General features: G+C 66.4%; 19 protein-coding genes and 1 pseudogene. 11 read left to right on the plus strand and 9 right to left on the minus strand.

Annotation, left to right across the window (positions count from 1 at the left end):
• The first annotated feature begins 126 nt into the window (after window positions 1-126).
• Window positions 127-945 (plus strand): phosphotransferase, encoded by an 819-nt coding sequence (locus ACWEV3_RS36930; RefSeq protein WP_452618342.1) that lies wholly within the window; start codon window positions 127-129, stop codon window positions 943-945.
• Here the strand turns inward: ACWEV3_RS36930 and ACWEV3_RS36935 are convergent.
• The 3 genes from ACWEV3_RS36935 to cas1 form a co-directional block, all read right to left on the minus strand.
• The gene (locus ACWEV3_RS36935) at window positions 896-2,119 is read right to left on the minus strand and encodes a JmjC domain-containing protein (protein WP_452618343.1); all 1,224 of its coding nucleotides are present in this window, start codon (window positions 2,117-2,119) and stop codon (window positions 896-898) included. The two genes, ACWEV3_RS36930 and ACWEV3_RS36935, sit on opposite strands and share 50 nt — an antisense overlap.
• Before the next feature lie 858 nt (window positions 2,120-2,977).
• Entirely contained in the window at window positions 2,978-4,114 is a 1,137-nt protein-coding gene (locus ACWEV3_RS36940; protein WP_452618344.1) for a helix-turn-helix domain-containing protein, read from the minus strand.
• A 445-nt stretch (window positions 4,115-4,559) separates the two neighbouring features.
• Complete coding sequence (cas1, locus tag ACWEV3_RS36945) at window positions 4,560-6,074, minus strand: CRISPR-associated endonuclease Cas1 (RefSeq protein ID WP_452618345.1); 1,515 nt, start codon at window positions 6,072-6,074, stop codon at window positions 4,560-4,562.
• Between the two features lie 522 nt (window positions 6,075-6,596).
• On the opposite strand from cas1, the gene ACWEV3_RS36950 reads away from it, so the two are divergent.
• From ACWEV3_RS36950 to ACWEV3_RS36970, 5 genes are all read left to right on the plus strand, one after another.
• A complete protein-coding gene (locus tag ACWEV3_RS36950; protein ID WP_452618346.1) occupies window positions 6,597-6,899 on the plus strand; it encodes a helix-turn-helix domain-containing protein in 303 nt (100 codons plus the stop codon).
• Entirely contained in the window at window positions 6,899-7,702 is an 804-nt protein-coding gene (locus tag ACWEV3_RS36955; protein WP_452618347.1) for a hypothetical protein, read from the plus strand. Before ACWEV3_RS36950 ends, ACWEV3_RS36955 begins: the two co-directional genes overlap by 1 nt.
• Window positions 7,703-7,894: 192 nt before the next feature.
• The gene (locus ACWEV3_RS36960) at window positions 7,895-8,356 is read left to right on the plus strand and encodes a hypothetical protein (RefSeq protein WP_452618348.1); all 462 of its coding nucleotides are present in this window, start codon (window positions 7,895-7,897) and stop codon (window positions 8,354-8,356) included.
• A gap of 2 nt (window positions 8,357-8,358) precedes the next feature.
• A complete protein-coding gene (locus ACWEV3_RS36965; protein ID WP_452618349.1) occupies window positions 8,359-9,129 on the plus strand; it encodes a hypothetical protein in 771 nt (256 codons plus the stop codon).
• On the plus strand, window positions 9,126-12,401 hold the full coding sequence (locus ACWEV3_RS36970) for a DNA polymerase (RefSeq protein ID WP_452618350.1): 3,276 nt from the start codon (window positions 9,126-9,128) through the stop codon (window positions 12,399-12,401). Before ACWEV3_RS36965 ends, ACWEV3_RS36970 begins: the two co-directional genes overlap by 4 nt.
• A 314-nt stretch (window positions 12,402-12,715) precedes the next feature.
• Here ACWEV3_RS36970 and ACWEV3_RS36975 read toward each other — a convergent pair whose 3' ends face one another.
• Window positions 12,716-13,297: a quercetin 2,3-dioxygenase gene (locus ACWEV3_RS36975; protein WP_452618351.1), complete on the minus strand. Its 582-nt coding sequence runs from the start codon at window positions 13,295-13,297 to the stop codon at window positions 12,716-12,718.
• A 103-nt stretch (window positions 13,298-13,400) separates the two neighbouring features.
• Here ACWEV3_RS36975 and ACWEV3_RS36980 point away from each other — a divergent pair, with 103 nt between their 5' ends.
• Window positions 13,401-13,844 carry a MarR family winged helix-turn-helix transcriptional regulator gene (locus ACWEV3_RS36980; protein WP_452618352.1) on the plus strand — a complete coding sequence of 148 codons (444 nt, stop codon included), beginning with the start codon at window positions 13,401-13,403 and terminating at the stop codon, window positions 13,842-13,844.
• Window positions 13,845-13,862: 18 nt separating this feature from the next.
• Here ACWEV3_RS36980 and ACWEV3_RS36985 read toward each other — a convergent pair whose 3' ends face one another.
• On the minus strand, window positions 13,863-14,789 hold the full coding sequence (locus tag ACWEV3_RS36985) for a zinc-binding dehydrogenase (protein WP_452618353.1): 927 nt from the start codon (window positions 14,787-14,789) through the stop codon (window positions 13,863-13,865).
• A 190-nt stretch (window positions 14,790-14,979) separates the two neighbouring features.
• Window positions 14,980-15,351 (minus strand): lipase family protein, encoded by a 372-nt coding sequence (locus ACWEV3_RS36990; protein WP_452618354.1) that lies wholly within the window; start codon window positions 15,349-15,351, stop codon window positions 14,980-14,982.
• A 114-nt stretch (window positions 15,352-15,465) separates the two neighbouring features.
• Here ACWEV3_RS36990 and ACWEV3_RS36995 point away from each other — a divergent pair, with 114 nt between their 5' ends.
• The 3 genes and pseudogenes from ACWEV3_RS36995 to ACWEV3_RS37005 all read left to right on the plus strand — a co-directional run bounded on the left by ACWEV3_RS36995 (window position 15,466) and on the right by ACWEV3_RS37005 (window position 17,424).
• A complete protein-coding gene (locus ACWEV3_RS36995; protein WP_452618355.1) occupies window positions 15,466-15,693 on the plus strand; it encodes a hypothetical protein in 228 nt (75 codons plus the stop codon).
• Window positions 15,694-16,046: 353 nt separating this feature from the next.
• Window positions 16,047-16,511: pseudogene (locus ACWEV3_RS37000) on the plus strand (MFS transporter); the annotation flags it as partial.
• Window positions 16,512-16,662: 151 nt separating this feature from the next.
• Entirely contained in the window at window positions 16,663-17,424 is a 762-nt protein-coding gene (locus tag ACWEV3_RS37005) for an MFS transporter (protein ID WP_452618356.1), read from the plus strand.
• On the opposite strand, the gene ACWEV3_RS37010 is transcribed toward ACWEV3_RS37005, so the two are convergent.
• The gene (locus ACWEV3_RS37010; RefSeq protein ID WP_452618357.1) at window positions 17,425-17,805 is read right to left on the minus strand and encodes a MerR family transcriptional regulator; all 381 of its coding nucleotides are present in this window, start codon (window positions 17,803-17,805) and stop codon (window positions 17,425-17,427) included.
• 97 nt (window positions 17,806-17,902) lie between these two features.
• Window positions 17,903-18,925: an alpha/beta fold hydrolase gene (locus ACWEV3_RS37015; protein WP_452618358.1), complete on the minus strand. Its 1,023-nt coding sequence runs from the start codon at window positions 18,923-18,925 to the stop codon at window positions 17,903-17,905.
• 215 nt (window positions 18,926-19,140) lie between these two features.
• Between ACWEV3_RS37015 and ACWEV3_RS37020 the strand changes: the two genes are divergently transcribed.
• On the plus strand, window positions 19,141-19,497 hold the full coding sequence (locus tag ACWEV3_RS37020) for a hypothetical protein (RefSeq protein WP_452618359.1): 357 nt from the start codon (window positions 19,141-19,143) through the stop codon (window positions 19,495-19,497).
• A gap of 13 nt (window positions 19,498-19,510) precedes the next feature.
• On the opposite strand, the gene ACWEV3_RS37025 is transcribed toward ACWEV3_RS37020, so the two are convergent.
• On the minus strand, window positions 19,511-19,819 hold the full coding sequence (locus ACWEV3_RS37025; RefSeq protein ID WP_452618360.1) for a hypothetical protein: 309 nt from the start codon (window positions 19,817-19,819) through the stop codon (window positions 19,511-19,513).
• Window positions 19,820-19,924 lie beyond the last annotated feature (105 nt).

A 19,924-nucleotide genomic window follows, 5' to 3' on the forward strand; every position in this document is an offset into this window, starting at 1 on the left:
CCGCTACCCCGCTGGGCCCTCCCCGCCCTGGGCGCGCGGCCCGGAACGCGTTCCGGGCGCGGCGACCGAGAGCATCAAGCGAGGCGGAGTGCGCCGGAGAACTCCGGGGGTCGTAGTCTCACGGTTGTGGCGGTAGTGCTCGATCTTCGCAAGGATTCCTACACACACGCGGTGGAACGGGTGGAACGGGCGTTGTGGGTGACGCTAGACCCGGATTCGTTGGTGGTGAAGCGGCGCACGGTCGGTGCGCGGTCGGACCGTGGGACGTGGGTTCGGATCGAAGTGCAGCCCGCCCACGTCTTCGGATCGCGGGGGTGGGGCGGCATCGCGTCGTCGGAGCAGTTGCGCGGCGTTTCCAAACCGTCGTGGCTGTGCTCGCTCGACTGGTTCGAGAACGGGTTCCGCTGGCGGGCCGACGAGACGGATCTGATCACAGATCCCCCAGTGTCCCAGCGGGCACGAATAGAGGCCCCGCCGACTCTTCCCGAAGCGTGGTGGGAGGCGTTCAACCAGTCCCTGAACTCACTCCGTGCCCACTGCCCGGATCACTCGGCTACCCGCCACACGGCACTATTGACGCAGGAACGCATGACACGGCTGATCACATCCGTGTTCGGAGAGATCGACACGAAGGTAGCCGAGTGGTGCGCGGTCCACGGTGATCTGTCGTGGGCAAATCTCACCGCGCCGGAATGTGTGTTCCTGGATTGGGAGGACTGGGGACGGGGGCCGGTCGGGTTCGACGCGGCTTCGTTGTGGGCGCTGTCGCTGCCGGTGCCGGAGTTGGCCGACCGCATCACCGTTGAACGCGCGTCGGATCTGGCGACGCGGTCGGGCCGTATTTCCTGGCTCTATCAGTGCGCTGGGCTACTCGATTCAGAGACTGACCCGGTGTTCATCGAGCCAGCGCGTGAGCAAGCTGATCGACTTCTTGCGGAGTGGTGATCTCCGGGACAAGGCCCGTGTATCCGGTGCGCAGTTCGGGCGTGACCTCAGCGCAGATTTCCTCGGACAGCAGTACATCGATTAGTTCTATCGTCTCTCCGCCGAACGCGGTGCGCATAGCGTCGACATCAACAGGGTGGCCGGACAACAGGATTTCGAGCGCGGGCCGTGCTGAACCGTCGATGGTGATGCCCTTTCCCGCAGCGCGTACTACAACATCGGGGCCGTCCTGAATGATCCGTGGCTTTCGGCTGGTGATGCAGACGATCAACCCGGGCTGCCCAAACAGGCTGTGTGTACGCACGTGCCTTTCCGGCATCGACTCGGTGCAATGGTCCTGGAGGAATTTAACGGGGGTGTGATCGCTGATGAACCGTGGCACCATGTCGATCAGCGCGGCCATGTTGGTGGCGAGATCTCCGGCGTCAAGGTCTTTTCGGAATGTGGCGGCCTTGCGTGCTTGGTCAGCGGTCCAAGTCAGCCAATCAATGCCGGTGCGCCGAGTAAACCCGAACGTTAGATGCAGGCTGTAGCCGTCTCCGTGGTCGGCGCGGGTGGCCTGGTGCCAGTGCCCGCGCGGAATCAGCATCACGTCCCCTGGGTTGAGGGTGCCAGTCCACAGGATTTCGTTGGGGGCGGTGAGGTTGGCGTCAGCGTCCCGGAACATCGGGTAGGCGCGGGACGTGGGGCGAATTTCCCATGTCTTCGCTCCGCCGATCTGAATCACGACCACATCGTGGTCATCCCAATGCAGGCAGAATCCGCCGGACTCTCCGCTAGTGAGATAGGCGTTCACCTGTACCCGTTCGCCGAGTTCCCATTGCAGGGCTCGACACGCGACTTCCATTGTCGGGTCGTAAGCCCCGAGATCATCGAGTACGAGCGTGCAGCCGTCACGCAGATACCGGCCGATCTGGCCCATATTGGGCATAGGCACCGAATAACCGCGCCGAAGCTGCTGTGGAGTGACGTAGTCCTGCTCCCGCAGATCAGACCCGCCAACAAGGCAGCGCAAGCGCGGATAGGTCAGACTCCGGCGCATCACCAAGTCCAACAGTCGGTGCGGGGTCATCAGTCGAGAACACAGCCCAAGATTGCCGAGGTTCTTGTGAGTGAACGCCGAATCGAAATCACTTGTGATGGCGGCGAGTTCGGAAACGAGCTTGTGTCGCATCAATTCTCCTTCGGAAGAAAGACGCGGGACGCCTCCCTGATAGAGAGGCGTCCCGCTGGTGGTCAGTGCCCTTGGCCGTCCGAACCGTCGCCGACAGCCCCGTCAGAGGCGTGTACCTCAGTGCGGTCCTGAATCGCGTTCTCGGTCTCAATCTTCTTGACCAATGCCATTGTTGATCACCTCCTTTCGCTCATGGTGAATTTTCGAAGTCCGGTGCGGATGCCGGTCGGGGGGCAGAAAGCGACACCCGCACCGATGTCTAGAGCGCGAGCGGGGGCAGTGCAGATGCCTCTGCGGTAATACAGGCCCGGCAGGCTCGGGGGCTGCCGACGCAGTTGCTCAATCCGGCGTTCATGCCGCACCACGTCCGGCCCGGGGCTTCAGGGAGGCGCTTGTGGGCGCTACCAGCGTGGTCGATCCACACTGAGGAGCTAGTGGTGAGCGTGGCGGTCATGCGTCGATCACCCCGCGCACTGTGGGCCGTGGGGTTTCGAGTGGTTCATCCAGCAGTCCGGGGCCGTGGGCGTCGTGTTCGTGCTGGGTGACGATTCTCTGATCGAGGTCGGTGAACAGACAGCGGTGCGCGTCGCAGGTGTAAGTCGTCCCAGCGTTGTAGGAGAACGTTCGGTGCGGCATTGGCGTGGTCCCCCGGGTTGGTCGACGGCGGGCGGTGGTGGAAACCAGCCCGGTGTTCTGCCGGAACCGGTGCCGGGCTGATTCCCGCCTGCCGCTCCTATCCCCTGGGGAAGGAGGAAAAACCGGGGATGGTCGCGGCACACACCTACCGTCGCCACATCACCACGTTCTGTGTAGGGGTTGCAGGGTGCGCATCCGCAACTCGCAACCTCTGCGCAACTCCTATGCGGTAGCGAGGGCTCCGAGTAGTTCGATTACAGACTCTGGTGCGGCGTGGCGTTTCGCGGTGCGTGCGGCGCGGCGAAGGTGGGTCGCCGCGCGTCCCGAGTTGATGTCGTCGGCAAGGCCGAGCAAGTTCCCCGCAACACGTTCCGCTTCGGTCCAGTCTCGGACGTGGACAAGGGCTTCGAGCAGGTTCGCGCCACCGATGTACCGGAACCACCGGTAACTGTTCGGGACGTGGTCGAGAGACCGGGCGTAGGTGTCGACCGCGCTCGCCCAATCTCCTATCGATCGGTAAACCCCCGCTTCGTGCGCGGCAACCTCAGAGCCGTTGATCCACCACGACCACTTGGGGTCGGTAGCCGCGATGCTGTTGTCAGCGTCGACGCGAGCACGGCGTATCAGGTCTACGGCGTTGCCGTGGCCGAGATCGGCGGCAGCGCGAGCGCGGCGCATGGCGACCATGACTTGCAGCCGAGGGGACAACCGGTAGGCGTTCTCCATGCGGGTGCAGATCCGCAGTGCTTCCCCAGGGTGTCCACGGTGCTGCGCCTGCAACGCCAAGTTGCCCAGGATGAACAGCTCCATGTTGCGGTCTCCGGTGAGCTGCGCGAGGTGCAGCGCTTCGAGCCAGTGATGGCGTGCCGCGTCTTGGTTCTCGGCATCGAATGCGAGCCATCCCGCGACTTCACCAAGTTCAGCGGTGACGGCGGTGAAATCGGATTCGAGATCGGCAGGATAATTTCCGGCCGCGAGAGTGCGATTTGCCGAGCGGAATAGGCGAGCGGCGAAGGGTGCGAGTTCGACACCGCCATGAAGCCCGTCCAGGCTTACGAGAGAGTGCATAGCGGTGTGGAGTTCGGCGACATAGTCCGCCGAGACGGGTTGTCCGCAGTCGAGTCTGGGGGCGAGTACTGGTGGTGTGATTTCAGCGGCGTGCGCCCGCTTCAAGTTGCCGTGTGCGTCTAGTTCGGCGTCAAGCTTCGCGACGGTGGCGGCGTCGGGTCTTGTGTCTCCGGACTCCCACCGTGACACGGTCGATTTTGCGATGTAGAGCTGCTGCGCTAGGTCACGTTGGGAAAGGTCGGCGGCTCGCCGGTAGCGACGCAATGCCGCGCCGAACGTCTCATCGCTCATGGAATCGTCCTCTGCCGGGGTGCTTTCGTCTGCCAGTGGTGCCCCGGTAGTTGTCCCGGGTGTGACTTCCTGGGGCAGCGTCGCTGATCAGCGTAACTGTGCGGCCACGCTTGGTGACATGGTTTCAATGCACGTCGCGACGGGGCGCGGGACCAAGGTGGCTCGACGACCCTGCGAACCTGATCACCACACTCTGACCGTCCCAATGACGGACGCCCCGGATCGAGGTCCGGGGCGTCCGTCGTCTTCCCTGCTGGCGGCGCATCGTCAGTGCAGGTACCCGCTGGGGGTAGGTGTCGCCGGCGCGGTCCCCGCGGTGCGTATAACGCCTGATCACAGCGTTGTATGTTGGCGGCAGCACCGGATACCCCCGGATATTCGAGGCGTGGGGGTATCCGGTGCGACCGTTCTCCGGCCTCATGCGGGACGCCCGCGCAGGGCGGTGTCACGTCAGAGTGGCATTTGCTTCGTTGCGAAGTTGGCGGATGTGGTCGCTGTTGTGGAGGGCATGTTCGATGGCGGACCATGCGCCGGTTTGCCGCCAGTTGTCGAGTCGGGTGCGGCAGGTTTTGGCGCTGACTCCGAGGGTGGGCGGGATTTTGGTGTAGGAGCAGCCGAGTTGTTCGGCGCACACGATTCCCGCGAGTACGGCCCGGTTGTCGGCTTGGGGACGTCCGACGCTGCGCCGCTGCGGTGCCGGGGGAAGTAGTGGAGCGATGTCGGTCCAGAGGTGATCGGGGATAATCCGCTCGACCGTGACCGTCCCGGACAGGCGTAGTGGTGTGGTCGGGCTGTACTTCCGGGGGCGCGTGCGCTTGATCGGCGTGGCGGGCCGGATCGCGCCTTTCGCTCCCGTGGCCAGCATTCTGGCGATGTGCACGGCGTGGGGTGCGATGGTGTGTGCCCAGTCGAGGCACTGTTCGGCGATCAGGTGGGTCAGCGGTGGGACGAGTCGGCAATGTCCGTCGGGTTCTTCGACGAACAGTTTCGGTGAGAGGTAGCGCATTGGGCCGTTGGTGCACAGCAGGTCCAGCACGAACCGATCGACCTCCGGGCGCAGGATCTCCAGCAGATCCAAGGCCAGAGAATCGCGGTTCGGCTTGTCGGAGTGGTGAAATCCCATCGCGGGATCGAGACCGACGGCGAGGCAGGCAAGGCGGCATTCGATTTCGGCCAGCCGGTAGGCGTAGTTCAGCAGGGCGTTGATCGGATCGGCGGCGTGGTGGCCGTTGGTCTTGGCGGTGTCGATGGGGGATTTGCGGGCCACGAAGGTGGTCCAGTGCGCGGGCACGCTGAACGCTTCACGCGGCTCGAATGGGACGATGACGTGCCCGGACCAGGCTTGCCAGTAGGTAGCGCCTGCCGCGCCTTCCCGCACGCGAGCGGCGCTGATGGTCTGGCTGGCGGCGACTTCGGCGGCGTGCTGGCGGATCGCCTCAGCGGCGGTGGGATTGTTCAGGTACTCGGTAGCGATGGTGGCCTGTCCGTCGAGCTTGCGGGCAAGGATGTATTTCGTGATGTCCAAGCCGACGGCGGCGTTCGGCCCGTCTTCGCTGGCGAACGCTTGCGCTCGCCGCAGCCTGACATCGTCGGTATCCGGTTCGGGTGCGGCGGCGACTGTGATCTGTCGGCCGGACCGGTCCGCCTGGATGACGGTGATACCGACGTCGGCGCACCAGCGGGCGGCATCCCAGGTCGGATATCCGTTGTCGGCGAGCACGACGATGCGGCGCACGTCGCGTTCGATGCGGGACAGAGTGCGGGTGCGGCGGTGCTGGCCGACGCCGTCCAGAATGGACAGGTGACCGCGTTCAACGCGGAGTTGGACGTTGCGCCCGTCGGCGACGATCACGCGCGGATCTGTGCTGGTGCGGCCGTAGACGATGGCGGCGGTGGAGGTTGCCCCGTCGGGCAGGGTGCTGTGGGCGCGTGCGGGCGCACTAGACTGCTGAGTCAGCATCACGTGAGGTCCGTTCTCTCGTGGTGTCAGACCCCGGTTCGACGTTGGCGCGTCGGCCGGGGTCGCTTCATATCCGGTTGTAGTGCCCGATGATCGTAACACCGCCAGCCCCGCACGAGCGCTGTTTCACGCGACGTGATTGAACGCTTCGATGCGACTGTTCCGCACGATCCGAACAAGCGACTTGACGTGTGTGAAAAACACTCGATGAAAGCAATGGAATTAATTGCCCCGCGGTGCCCAATCCGATTAATGTGAACAATTCGCGCACGGCAGCAATAATGGCTGATCAATCCAGGCCGGCGGCGGTGAACAATCGCGTTGATGAGCATTAGCGGGAAACGGTAAACAAGGCCAACAATAGCCATAGTCGGTGAATCTGTTTGCGCAGGTGGGAGGCCGTTTTTCTGCGAGGCGGCGCGTGAGTGTTGGCATTTCTCCTGTGATGATGTTTCACTGGGCTCCGGGCCGTGAATCGGCGGTCATTCCAGGGAGTGGCTGAATGCGGAAGTGGGGCGAGGTATGTCTTCGATTGGTGAAAAGCTTGGGCTCATTGGTACGACTGAGGCCGCCGCGCTGTTGAAGATCAGCGTGGACACGCTCAAGCGTCTTGCGTACCGGGATGAGGTTCCTTACGTGACGACTCCGTTGGGGCGGTTGTTCGTCAGGTCCGAGATCACCGAGTACGCCAAGACGTTTGTTCCGCCGCGCCGGGGACGGCCGCCGAAGCGCAAGCGCCGCCGTACCCGGTCGGGCGTGCCGACGGGCGAGCAGTCCACCAGGACGGCCGGAGCGTCTGAGCAGTCCGAGGGTGGTGAGGCGTGATGACGCAGACCAGCGACGCCACCACGACGGGCGGCGGTGCGGTGACCACGGTCCCGTTGGATCGGATCGTGGCCGATATGCAGGCGTGGCCGCGTCAGGAGTTAGACCGGCGGCGGGTGGCCGATTTCGCGGAGCTGTATCGCGAGGATGACGGGTCTGGGGTGCTCCCGCCGCTGGACGTCGTGCCCGAACCGGATTCCGGCGGGTTCATCCTCGCCGACGGCTGGCACCGCCTCCATGCGCTGCACCAGGTCGACGCCACTGAGGCACGGGTGCGGATCATCCCGGCTGAGGACGGAGAACATCCCCGCCGGGCGGCGTACCGGCATGGTCTGTCGCTGGCTGCCACGGCCGGACTGCCGCTGACCCGCACGGAACGGGTCGCGGCGGTGCAGCGGCTGCTGACCGAGCGTCCCGAGTGGTCGGATCGCCAGATCGGCCGCACCTGCGGAGTGTCCCCGTCGACCGTCGGGAAGTACCGGCACGGCAAGGTGTCCAATCTGGACACCTCCCCTGAGGCCGACCCGGACACCGAGGCAGACGACGAACCGACGGGGCGGTACGAGCCGGAGGGGACCGCCAGCCAGGCCGCCCGCACTTTGGTGCGGGATCTGGTGCGGCTGGACGAGCGGCGAGGACTCCTTGCCCGGTTCTCGGACAAGCGGGCTGCCCGCGACATGGCTGCCGTGCTGGCCGACGCCTTGGCCGACGAATATGAGGACCTGGACCAGGCCGCCCGCCACGCTCGGACGTGGTCGGAATGGCTGGCAGGCGCGGTTACCGCGCTCGACGAATTCGAATAACCCGAACCACGAAAAGAGAGGGGCACCCGCAGTCCCGTTGCGGGTGCCCCTCGGAAATGGGACACAGTGAATCGAAATGAGCGCCATCAGGATAGCATTTCGACTGTTTCATGCGACACTATTTCGCGCTGCCCTCGTTATCGGTTTCCGGTCGAATAGCGTGCTGTACCGGTTCCATTGCGGCGGTGGGTGATGGCGGCCCGGAAACAATGGGGCGACCTCTCACCCGCATACCGCCGACGACTGGAACGCGGCGGCATCACCCGCAATGACTACGAACGCGGCGCATCCCTGGCAGCGGCACGCGGGCACAAACACACCCCGGAACGACCCGAGCAAGCGAAGCGGAATCCGCAGCGGTACACAAAGTATCTCCAGGCGCGGCAACCGATCCGGGTCATCACGACGCAGGGCATTGTCACGGTGGACGGGTTGCGCCGCAAAGACCGGTCCACGGCGGCGAAGCACTGGAACGCGGTAGGCCGCTACCTGGACAATGGCAAGACCGATTCATTGAGCAAGTACGACGGGGTCACCATCGGCGGGTATGACGGGATACCGATCTACGAACTGGAAACCCGGCTCGATCCGCTCGACGACTACCAGAACTTCGGGCATATCGACGTGGATTCGATTTACGAGAAGGGCGATTAGCGATGATGGTGAGCACGGTGTGTGTCGCGTGTGGACAGTCCGGGCGGGTGGAGGCGCATCACATCGCCGGACGCGCCAACCATCCGACAGCGACGGTGAATGTGTGCCCGGAGTGTCATCGACTGTTTCTGACGGTGTGGCAGTACGCGGCGGGTGTGCCGCTGGACCACCAGACACCGCGAACGCATGCCGATCGGTTCCGGGCGTGGGTGGAGGGACTGTTCGGCCTGCTGGCTCTGCATGCCCAGCGGGGACAGTCACCGCCGGGTGGTGTGGCTGACGCGGTGGTGTTGTCGCAACGGGGATTCTCCCGCCTGCTGGACCTCACCGAACCCAGCGCGGCCGGATTGGTGCCGAACGGGGCGATCGAGCTGCACCAGGCGGACCCGGCTAGCGAGGTTGATCGCCTGGCATCTGTAGCGGGGCTGGCCGACCTGTTCACACCGCTGGTGTCCGAGGTCTACGACGATTCCCACCCGCTGAGCCGCATCGTGTCCCTGGTGCGGGGTGACCCTGCGGCCCTGCTGCACGGCATCCGGCGGCTGCTGGGCGACCCGTACCAGACCACCCGTGCGGTTGGGTTGCTGGACGCGGCAGTGCAACGTGGCACCAGCGCCGCCCGTGAACTGCTCGCAGTGCCCGACCCCACCGCAGCGACCACCGAGGAATTCGGGCCACTGGTGGAGGCAGCACGTGCACTGCTGGCCGCACACGAACAACTCGCCGGACTGCTGGCCGCATGCCTGCCCGACATCGGGGAGCGTGCGGCATGACCGGGGATTACCTGCCCGTGGCGACACGGGCGTGGACCGACCAACCACGCGCCCTCACCAAGCCGGGCCGCAGCGGTGACCGCATCCCCGAAACACGGCATGTGCTGGTGATCGACACCGAGACCACGATTGATACCGCGCAGGCGTTGACGTTCGGGTGTTACCGGTACTGCCGAGTGGACGCCGGACCGGACGAACAGATCACGATGACCACCGTCGCGGAAGGGCTGATCTACGCCGACGACCTACCCGAAACCGACCCCGACGGCTACGCCGCACTCGTGGACTACGCCCGCACGCATGAGGCCGATGTGGACCTGTTCTACCTGCGGGCGTACCCGGATTGGCGACTCAGGCTGTATTCCCACAGTGAATTCGTGGACAAGTGGATCTATTCGGTGGCCTACCGGGATCATTGGGGGAAGCGGGACGGGCGGGAACCGGCCACGCTGGTGATGTTCAATGCCCCGTTCGATCTGTCCCGCCTGGCGGGCTACGCCGCCGAGGCACGCGACGGCAGCCACGCCGCCCGGTTCGCGGGCGGCTTCTCCCTCGCATTGTGGACCGACGAGAACGGGAATCCACGCGAGTGGCGGCCACGGGTACGGGTCAAGTCAATCGACTCGAAACGCTCGCTCAAAGGATTCTCTGCGATCGACCGAACCCAACGATTCCGGGGACATTTCCTGGATCTGCGGACGCTGGTGTTTTCGCTGACCGGTTCGAGTCACAGCCTGGCCAGTGCATGCCAAGCGTTCGGCGTCGAACACGGCAAAACCACGGCAGAGGAACACGGGCACATCACCCCGGAATACATCGACTACTGCCGCCGCGATGTGCAGGCCACGACCGAACTATACGAAAAGACCAGAAACGAATACGCACTCCATCCGATCAACTTGCAGGAAACGAAAGCCTATTCGCCCGCCTCGATCTCGAAATCCTATCTCCGGGCTATGGGCATCACCCCGGTACTCGACCGGATGCCCGACTTTCCCGCCGATGTTCTCGGATCGGCAATGTCGGCATTCTACGGCGGACGGGCCGAAAGCTTTATCCGGCATACGCCGATGCCGGTGATGGTGTGCGATTTCACCAGCATGTACCCCACCGTAGACGCACTCATGAACTTATGGGAATTCCTCACTCACGACACCATCGACACCGTAGACGCCACCCAGGAGATACAAGCGCTGCTGAACACCATCACTCTCGACCGGTGTTTCGACCCGGACACGTGGCGGGAATTCGTCGGCATTGCCCAAGTCATTCCCGACGGCGATATCCTCCCCGTGCGGGCACGCTACAGCCGAGAACCGAACTGGAACATCGGAGTGAACCCCCTGCATTCCACACAACCACTCTGGTACACCATCCCCGACCTTATCGCGTCCGCACTACTGACCGGAAAACCGCCCCGCATTGTGCGGGCGCTGCGGTTCGTGCCAGCCGGAAACCATCTGGCCACCCTGACCCCGGTTCGGCTACGCGGACAGGTAGACGTCGATCCGGCCCGTGATGATTTCTTCCGTACGGTCGTGGAACAGCGCCAGGCGGTCAAGGACAGTGATCCCAGGTTGGCGGCGTTTCTGAAGGTGTTAGCGAACGCGGGCAGCTATGGGATTTTCGCCCAGATGGACGCCCAAGAACTCCCCACAGGGCAGCGGAAAGAGGTCACCGTCTACGGCGCGGCAGAACAGCCCTGGACGGTTCGCGTCACCGCCCCGGAGCAACCCGGCGAATACTGCTTCCCGCCCATCGCCGCATGTATCACGGGTGCGGCGCGGTTGATGCTGGCCATGCTCGAACGCTGCGTCACCGACGCGGGCGGGGTGTGGGTGTTCTGCGACACCGACAGCATGGCCATCGTCGCCGACACCCACGGCAGCCTGATCCCGTGCCCGGGTGGAGGTCATACCCTGCCGGACGGGCGTGCGGCGGTGCGGGCGCTGACCCTCGATCAGGTCGAGGGCATCCGCCAGCGATTCGCCGCACTCAACCCCTACCAGCCGGACGCGGTCACCGACATTCTCAAAGCCGAATTCACAGGATGGTGCTACTCCATCTCCGCGAAACGCTACGCCCTGTATCAACTCGACCCAACCGGAATACCGGACATCGAATCGACCGGAGAAGACACAGGCGACGGAGAAAGCGATATCATCGAGATCGGGAAAACAAGTGAACACGGACTCGGTTACCTACTCAACCCCAGCGACCCCGAATCGAATGACCGGAACTGGATACGCCACCTGTGGCAATTCATCATCCGCAACTCATATGGACTGACCACCACCACGCCGGAATGGCTGCACCGTCCCGCTTTAAGTCGCATCAGCATATCGTCCCCGCTGTCGTGGCGACCGTTCACCGAATGGAACACGGGCAAGCCCTACCGCGAACAGATCAAGCCGTTTAACTTCCTGCTGTCCGCACAGATCGCCTCAGTCGGATACCCGCCCGATGTAGACCCCCGACGGTTCCACCTGATCGCCCCATACGATCCCGACCCCACCACGTGGGCCGATCTCCCGTGGCGCAACCTTCACGCCCCACACGGACCCACCTACCGCGTCAACGCCGGACAATGGGAATTCCACGACGGTGCCTACGTCATCTACCCACCAGAAGACCTGGTGCAACTCAGGACCTACGAAAACATCACCGACCTATACCGCGCTCACCCCGAACCCAAAACCAACGGAGCAGACGGGCAACCCTGCACAATCAACACGGTCGGAATGCTCCACCGCCGCACCGTGCATCTAGCCCGACTGCACCACATCGGCAAAGAAACCAACCGGCTCGACGACACCCGCAAAGGAATCACCAGCCCGGATCAAGCTCTCACCAACTACGACCAACCCATTAGCGGCCTCATCGATCTAGTGATACCCGCGTTGGCCAGTCACACCGCCCAGCAACTGGCCGACCACACCGGACTCAGTGAACGACAGATCGAGAGAATACGATCGGGAAAAACCCTGCCACGGCCCCGAACATGTGACTCTCTTACCCAGCTAGCCGTAGAAACCGCCCTTGCTGATCTCAACGCCCGGCAGATCGATCATCCGTGGAAAAAGAGCACAACGCATCGCACCTACGCACAATGGGAATCCGTACTCGCCTACTGGCGGGACAACACCAACAGCTTTCAGCGTGTGTGCCCGTGCGGCTGTGGAAAAGAACTCAACCGACGCCAGAAGTACGCCAGCAACACATGTCGAATGCGACACCGCCGACGCACCCACAACAGCTGCGGACCAATCTGATGCCGCCGAACCGGACGGCGCCAGTCGCACGCCACGCGGCAGCAGCGAACCGAAACACCAACGAACCGACGACACCGCCAACCCCAGCCACAACCATCCACACTCACCATGACCACCGCCACAAGGCAGCCCGGTCACAGCAAGTCACGAACTCGTGCAGGTGACGGCAATTTTTTGGACGCATGTGCGGGTTCCCGACGTTTGATCACCCTCTACGCCCTAACCCATTTCGCGCGAAATCGCCTCCCCGCCCTCATGCGGACCGCTGATTTCGCGCGAAATCGGCGCCAGCACACATCAGGGCTCGATCATGCTCACCGCTGGTCCTGGGCGCGGAAGCTCGGTGTGCGCCAGCGGTGTTCCGGGAGGAACCGGACGTCGTGCTCGCGCGGGACGGTCGCGAACTTGCCCGGCTCCGGCACCGCGGGCGTGCGCGGGAGACCGAGTTCTTCCGTCGGGACGCCCAGGTTCTCGAAGAACCGCTCGAAGGTGCCGCCGGGCCCGGCCGCGACCCCGACGATCTGACTGTGATGGCGCTCGATCCGGTAGGCGTGCGGGCAGTTCTTCGGCACGAAGCCGAAATCGCCCGCGCCGAGCAGCTTCTCGTACTGCTCGCCGGCGGTGTCCTCGACGAAGAGCCGGACCGCGCCGGCCGTGACGTAGAAGACCTCGTAGGTCTCCGCGTGGGAATGCGCCGGGATCGTGTCGCCCTTCGGGCCCTCGCAGGTGAAGAAGTTGAAGGTGCGCTCGGTCTGCTCGCCGCCGGCGTAGATGGTGATCAGGTCGCCGAACAGGTGCGCGCGGTCGCCCATCCCCTTCTCGACGAAGTACGGCCTTCCCGGCTCGGGCGGGAGGTGCGAGCGAGAGCGGTAGGGCGTGGCGAACTCCATCGTCATGCGGCTCCTCCTGGACGCGACTACTTTGTCAGGCTACCTGACATTTTGTCGCGGGCGAAGGCGGCTGGGTATGCTCGGGGCCCGCTACCGCACCCCAGGGACCATGACGGCACCACCACCGAACCTCCCCCAGCTGCTCACCGACGCCAAGCGCTGGTTCGACGACGCGCTGCTGAGCAGCATGCAGGCGGCGGGCGAACGCCCGGTGACCGTCGCCCAGGCCGCGGTCTTCGCGAACCTGGACGCGGGCGGGACCTCGATCTCCGAGCTCGCCCGCCGGATCGGCACCACCCGCCAGTCCGTCCACCAGGCGGTGCACGGGCTGATCGGCATGGGCCTGCTGAAGCAGGTCCCCGACCCGACGTCGGCGCGCAGCCGCCTGGTCCGCACCACCCCGGCGGGGGCCCGCGCCCACGAGCGCGCCCTGCGAATGATCGCGACCATCGAAGGCGTCCTGGCCGAACGGATAGGCGCCGACGCGGTCAACGCCCTGCGCGACGGCCTCGACTGCGACCGGGGCGCTCCACCACTGGTCCAGGACCGCTGAGCCGGTGGGCGGTTCTCGTCAGGCCCTTCGGGGGTCTACCACCGCTTTGATCTCCGCTTGCCGGGCCATCGCCGCCAGCGATGCCGATGCTTCCGCCAGTCCCACCGGCTCGCTGAACAGCTCGTCCCACGGCATCCGGTCCGCGAAGGCCCGGAAGAACTCGACCGCTCGGTGGTAGTCGGCGATGTCTCCGTTCAGGGAGCCCAGCACCGTCAGCTCCTTCCCCATCACCGCGCCCAGCGGGACCGGCGCCGGTTGCGGCCCGGTGGAGCCGACCACCACGAGCGTGCCGCGCTGCGCCGCCATGGCCACCGCTTCCGCTCCGACGGTCGGCGCGCCGGCGAAGTCGAAGACGTAGTCCGCGCCGCGCCCACCCGTGAGGTCGCACACCGCGGCGATCCGGTCATCCGTGTCCAGCAGCACGGAAACCGTTGCGTCGGCGCCGAAACGGGCCGCGGCCGCGAGGCGGTCGTCCGGCCCGCCGATCGTGATCACCTTGGCCGCGCCCGAAATCCGGGCGGCCGCCGTGGCGAAGATGCCCAGTGCGCCCGCGCCCTGCACCGCCACCGTCACCCCGGGCCGGATGCCGCCCGCGCGGCCGAACGCCCGCAGCACGGTCTTGGCCGCACAGCCGGACATCGCCGCCCAGGTGTCCGGCACCTCGTCGGGCAGGATCAGTTTCGCCGCACCGGGCGTCACGTAGCAGTACCCGGTCAGGCCGCCCGTCGCGTACGGCGCCTGGTCGGTCCGCTGCCGGAAGCCGTATCCGCGGTCTTCGCAGGCCACCGGCTCGCGCAGGACGCTGCGCCCGAAGCAGCGCCGCAGGTGGATTCCGACCAGCCGATCCGCATCCGGGGCTCGATCGCCCGGCGCGTCCGATGTGGACTCCCCGGCGGCGACCATCTCGTGCCCGAGGATCATCGGCAGCATGCCCAGGAAGGTCATCTGTCACCCGCCATAGGTGGGCGATCCGGCGGATCCGCAATTTCAATGGAAATTGGAGGTCCGATTTCCATTGAAATTGCGGGTGGGACCTGCCCGGAACCGTCGTGAGCGCTGACTCCGGTTCTTACCGGAACCAGCACTCACGACGAACGCCCGCACCTGCGCAGGTGCGGGCGTTCGTCGGACCGGATCAGAGGTTCTTCTGGATCAGCTCGACGTACCGGTCGATCATGTGGTTGCGGATCCCGTCGGCGGCGGGCGCGAACGCGTCGCCGGTGAAACCCTTGACCTTGTCGGTCAACCCGGCGGTGAAGGTGATCTTCTCGTGCAGCTTCCCGCGGCTGTCGAAGTACCGGACGTCCTCGACGTGGTGGAACACCGGCTCCGGCGGGAGCTGCGGGACGACGTCGTTGTTGTTGACGAACCGGAACACCCGCTCGGCGAGCGCCTGGTTGTACGGAGTGGCCAGCAGGCGGTCGCAGGTGCGCGGCTGCCCGAAGGTGTAAACGCCGTCCGGGAGCAGCTGCGGGTCTTCGAAGAAGATCCGCGCGGAGGCGAGCATGGCCAGCGCGCCACCCAGGCTGTGCCCGGTGAACCACAGGCTCTGTGCACCGCGCCCCGCACCTGCGGGTAGATCGAGTCCAGGGCGCGACTGAAGCCCAGGTGCACCAGCCCCTTGCCGGCGGGACCGGGCTCGGCCAGCGTGTTGGTGTCGGTCAGCCAGTCCTTGATCTTCTTGGGCTCGGTGCCCCGGAAGGCGACGACGACCATCCTGTCGCTGCCCGCCGCGAAGGCCTGCGTGTCCTCGATGGGGAACGACCCGTCGAGCTCGGCGTGGAAGTACTCGCACCGGTCGAAGCCCCACTCCCGCGTGGTCTCCCGGATCGTCGCCTCGTCGTCGTAGGCGAGCTTCGCCGCCTTGGCCAGCCAGTACGCGTGCTGCAGCCGGTAGCCGGTCACCGCGTGGTCGAATTCGAGCACCGTCATCGTTGGCCTCCATGAGAAGTCGCAGGTCCCGCCGGGTCGGCGCCGGGGCGCCAAGCGCGACTATGGCAAGGGATGGCGGCGCTCATGCTCCTGGTCACTGGAAGGGATGGCCCCTGTGTCAGCGACAGTCCGGAAGAGCCCGAAAGTATGACGCGTTCGAGGCCCGGGCTTGCACTCAACCCGGGTTGAGCCAGCATGCTGCCCTCCGCCGCCCACCCGGCCCGAAGATGTGCCGGCGGCATCGGTTCTTCCAGCAGGAGAAGGGAAAACATGCACGCGCAGTCCTCACCGCCGAAGGTCGCCGCGCCCGCTGTGGTGCTCGCGCTGGCCTGCGCCGGCTCGTTCGTGGTCGTCCTCGACGCCACGATCGTGTCCGTCGCGCTGCCCGCCATTCGCGCGGAACTGGCGTTCGGTCCGGCCGCGCTGTCCTGGGTGGTCAACGCCTACACACTGGTCTTCGCCGGATTCCTGCTGCTCGGCGGGCGGTTGGCGGATCTCGTCGGGCAGCGCGCGATGTTCGCGCTGGGCATGGGCCTGTTCACGGTCGCCCGGCTGGCCGGCGGGCTGGCCGGGTCGGCCGAGCAGCTGCTCGTCGCGCGGGCGGTGCAGGGCCTCGGCGGGGCGCTGCTGATGCCGGTGACGCGGTCCGTGCTGACCACGACCTTCGCCGAGCCCGGCAGGCGAGCCCGCGCGCTGGGCACCTGGAGCGCTGTGGGCGCGGTCGGGGCCGCGTCGGGCCCGGTCATCGGCGGCGTGCTGACGCAGTGGGCCGGGTGGCGGTGGGTGTTCTTCGTCAGCGTCCCGGTCGGCGTGCTGGCCGTCGCGGTCGCCGTCGCGGTGCTGCAGGGCCGGTCGGCCACCGGAGCCCGAGCCCGGCCGGCTCGACGTGATCGGCGCGGTGCTGGCGACGGCGGGCTTGGCAGCGCTGGTGTACGCGGTGATGCGGCCCTCCGGCCAGGATGCCCTGCCGCCGCTGTTCGGCGGACTCGCACTGCTCGGGATCTTCCTGCTGCACCAGGCGAAGTGGGCGACGGATCCGCTGCTGCCGCTGGAGGTGTTCCGGCTGCGTTCGGTCAGCAGCGGGAACCTGGTGATGTTCTTGCTGGGCCTGGGATTCTTCGCCAGTCCCGTGCTGCTGTCGCTGTACTTGCAGGACGTGCACGGCTATTCGCCGCTGCAAGCAGGCCTGGCCTACCTGCCGATCGGATTCGCGATGTTCTGCGGCGCGCAGACCGCCGGAGCGCTATCGGTGCGGCTGGGCGTCCGCCGTGCGGCCGTGCTGTGCTGCCTGCTCGGCGGCGCCGGTTTCGCCGGGGTGGCGGCACTGATCGGCGTGCACGCCTCATATCTCTCGTCGGTGCTGCTGCCGGGGATCCTGCTGGGGTTCGGGACCGCCGCCGCGTTCACCCCGATCACCATCTCCGCCACCGGCGGCGTGCCGCCCCGCCACAACGGCCTCGCGGCCGGGCTCCTCAACACCGTCCGGCAGACCAGCGGCGCGATCGGGCTGGCGGCGCTGACGGCCGCCATCGCGTGGGAACCGGGCGCGGAAGCGCTCGCGCACGGCTACGCGGTCGCGTTCACCGCCTCCGCCGCCTGCCTGGCGGTCGCGGCGGGCATCGCGGCGCTGACCATGCCGCGCCGCTGATCACGGCAGGTCGACGGCGGCGCGGAACCCCGGGCACCGGTCGGGGCCGGACTCGTGCCGGCAGCCGAGCAGGTGGTCCAGGTACGCCCGCGCCGCTTCCAGCGCCGCCTGCTGCCGCTCGATCTCCGCGATCCGGGCGGGAACGGTGTCCTGCCAACCGGATTCCGCGTCGAGCATGGCCGCGATCTCGTCGATGCCCATCAGCCCGGTCCTGCGCCACAGCTTGATCAGCGCGATCCGGTAGAGCTGATCGGAGTCGTAGCAGCGCTGCCCGCCCCGCCGCTGCGGGCTGATCAGGCCGCGACGTTCCCAGTAGTGCAACGTCGAGATAGCCAGCTCGAAGTGGTCGGCGACCACGCGGATCGGGGTCAGGGCGCTCACCGCGCCGATCCTATCCGGCACCGAACGACACCCGCCCCTGGTCTGTCCGCAGTTTCAATTGAAACTGCGGACAACGAATGTCCACTTCGGACGGTGACTAGAACGGGGCTTCCCGGCCGAGCAGGTCCTTGAGCGCGTCGTCGATGAACGCGGTGTCCACCGGGTTGAGGCCGCCGCCGGCGAAGTGCCCCCAGGCACCGGGGATGACCCGCAGCTCCGCCCCGGGGATGCGGGCCTGCTCCCATTCGTTGTCCTCCGGCGGGAAGTACAGGTCCTGCTCGCCGGGCATGATGATCGTCGTCGCCCGGATGCCCGCGAGCGCGTCCTCGACACCGGCGTATCCGGGGGTGCCGCCGAGGTCCGCGTGCTGCCAGGTCCACAACATGGTCAGCAGGTTGTTCGCGTCCCGCTTGAGGAACAGGCCTTCCCAGAACCCGACCAGGAAGTCCTCCAGCGAGCCGTAGCCCAGCGGCTCCCGCAGGTAGATCTGCTCGCGGTAGAACTGCTGGCAGAAACCCCATCCCGCGTAGACCCGGGCCATCGCCCGCAGCCCGGTCACCGGCTGCTCCCGGTACCAGCCGTGGTGCCACTGCGCATCCGCGGTGAGCGCGGCCTTGACGCCTTCGAGGAACACGAAGTTGTGCCGGCTGGTCTTCGCGGAGCCGCAGAACGGCAGGATGCGCCGCACCATCTCCGGGTAGCTCAGCGCCCACTGGTAGGTCTGGCCGGCACCCATGGACCACCCGGTGACCAGCTCCAGCCGTTCGATGCCGAACCGCTCGGTCACCAGGCGGTGCTGGAGGCGGACGTTGTCGTGCATCGTCACGTCCGGGAACCGCGCCCGGTCGTGCGGTTCCGGGGTGTTGCTGGGCGACGACGACAGGCCGTTGCCCAGCATGTTCGGGATGATCACGAAGTACCGCGACGGGTCGAGGGCCATGCCTTCGCCGATGAGCCATTCGTTGTCGTAGTGCTGCCCCGAGTACCAGGTCGGGTAGACGATCGCGTTGTCCTTGGCGGCGCTGAGCTCGCCGTAGGTCTTGTACGCCAGCTTCGCGTCGCGCAGCGTGGCACCGCGCTGCAGCCGGACGTCGCCGAGGTCGAACACTTCGTAGTCCATCGCGGCCTCCTCGCCACCCAGGTGGGCCCCGCCGGGCGGTGCGAGCGGGCACGGAGGTCGTCCGGCGGGCTGCCCACCAATGTAGGTCCGCTCGCCGGAGACGTCCGGCCACGCACGATCCGCGACCTCTGTGCATCCCCCAGAAGGGCGGCAGCGGCCGACGCGCCATCCGGCCTGCCACGCTGCCGCGCGAACTTCGCGAAGGATGCCGGTTCGTGACCGGAATCGACGAAGCCCTGCAGCTCTACCCGGAGCTGGCGGTCCTGCTCGGGCTGTCCGTGTGGACCTTCTGGAGCCTGACCGGCGCGGCCGGGCGCCGGGAGTGGCTGTTCGGGGTGCTGAACTGGCCGGAGCACAGCGACGCGCTGTGGATCGCCGATCGCCACGAGGCCCTCGCGGTCCGGCTGCTCGTCGACTCGCCGGACCGCCGCGGTGGGGTCGTCTGGCGGCATTCGGGCACGTTGACCGCCACCGTCGAGGCCCTGCGCAGCCTCCCGGCGCCCGGCGAGCCCGGCGCCCCGCACCGGGTCCTCCAGTCCGGGCCGTTCTGGCCGTCGCTCGACCTCCGCTGACCCCGCACCGCGGTCATCGCACCCGCGGCCGCGCGGAGTCGAACGCCTGCCTGGCCCGGTCGCGGCGTTCCAGGTCGGCGAAGAACCGGACCATGCCGGCCTGCCCGCGCAGGCTGGCGGCCAGCTCGCGCCGGTCGCACTCCTCGGTCGGCCGGCCCGCGAGGACGTCCCGGGTGGCCCGGTCCAGCTCGTCCGCCAGCCGCTCCAGCAGGGCGGCCCGTTCGGCGTGGTCGTGGGTGATAGCGCAGCGCCGCAGCAGATCCCGCATGGGCACTGCGGTTGTCCGCGGATACATCGAGAAGGGCACGTCCGCTGCTGTCATGCGCTCTCTCCCTGATGTTCGGTGTCAGGCCGAGTACTACCGCATCCGCCATGCCCGGGCAGCGCGCCCGCAGCCCGCCACCGGTGCTCCGGAGGCACCCGCAGA

It is taken from the genome of Saccharopolyspora sp. NPDC003752 (genome assembly GCF_053605825.1).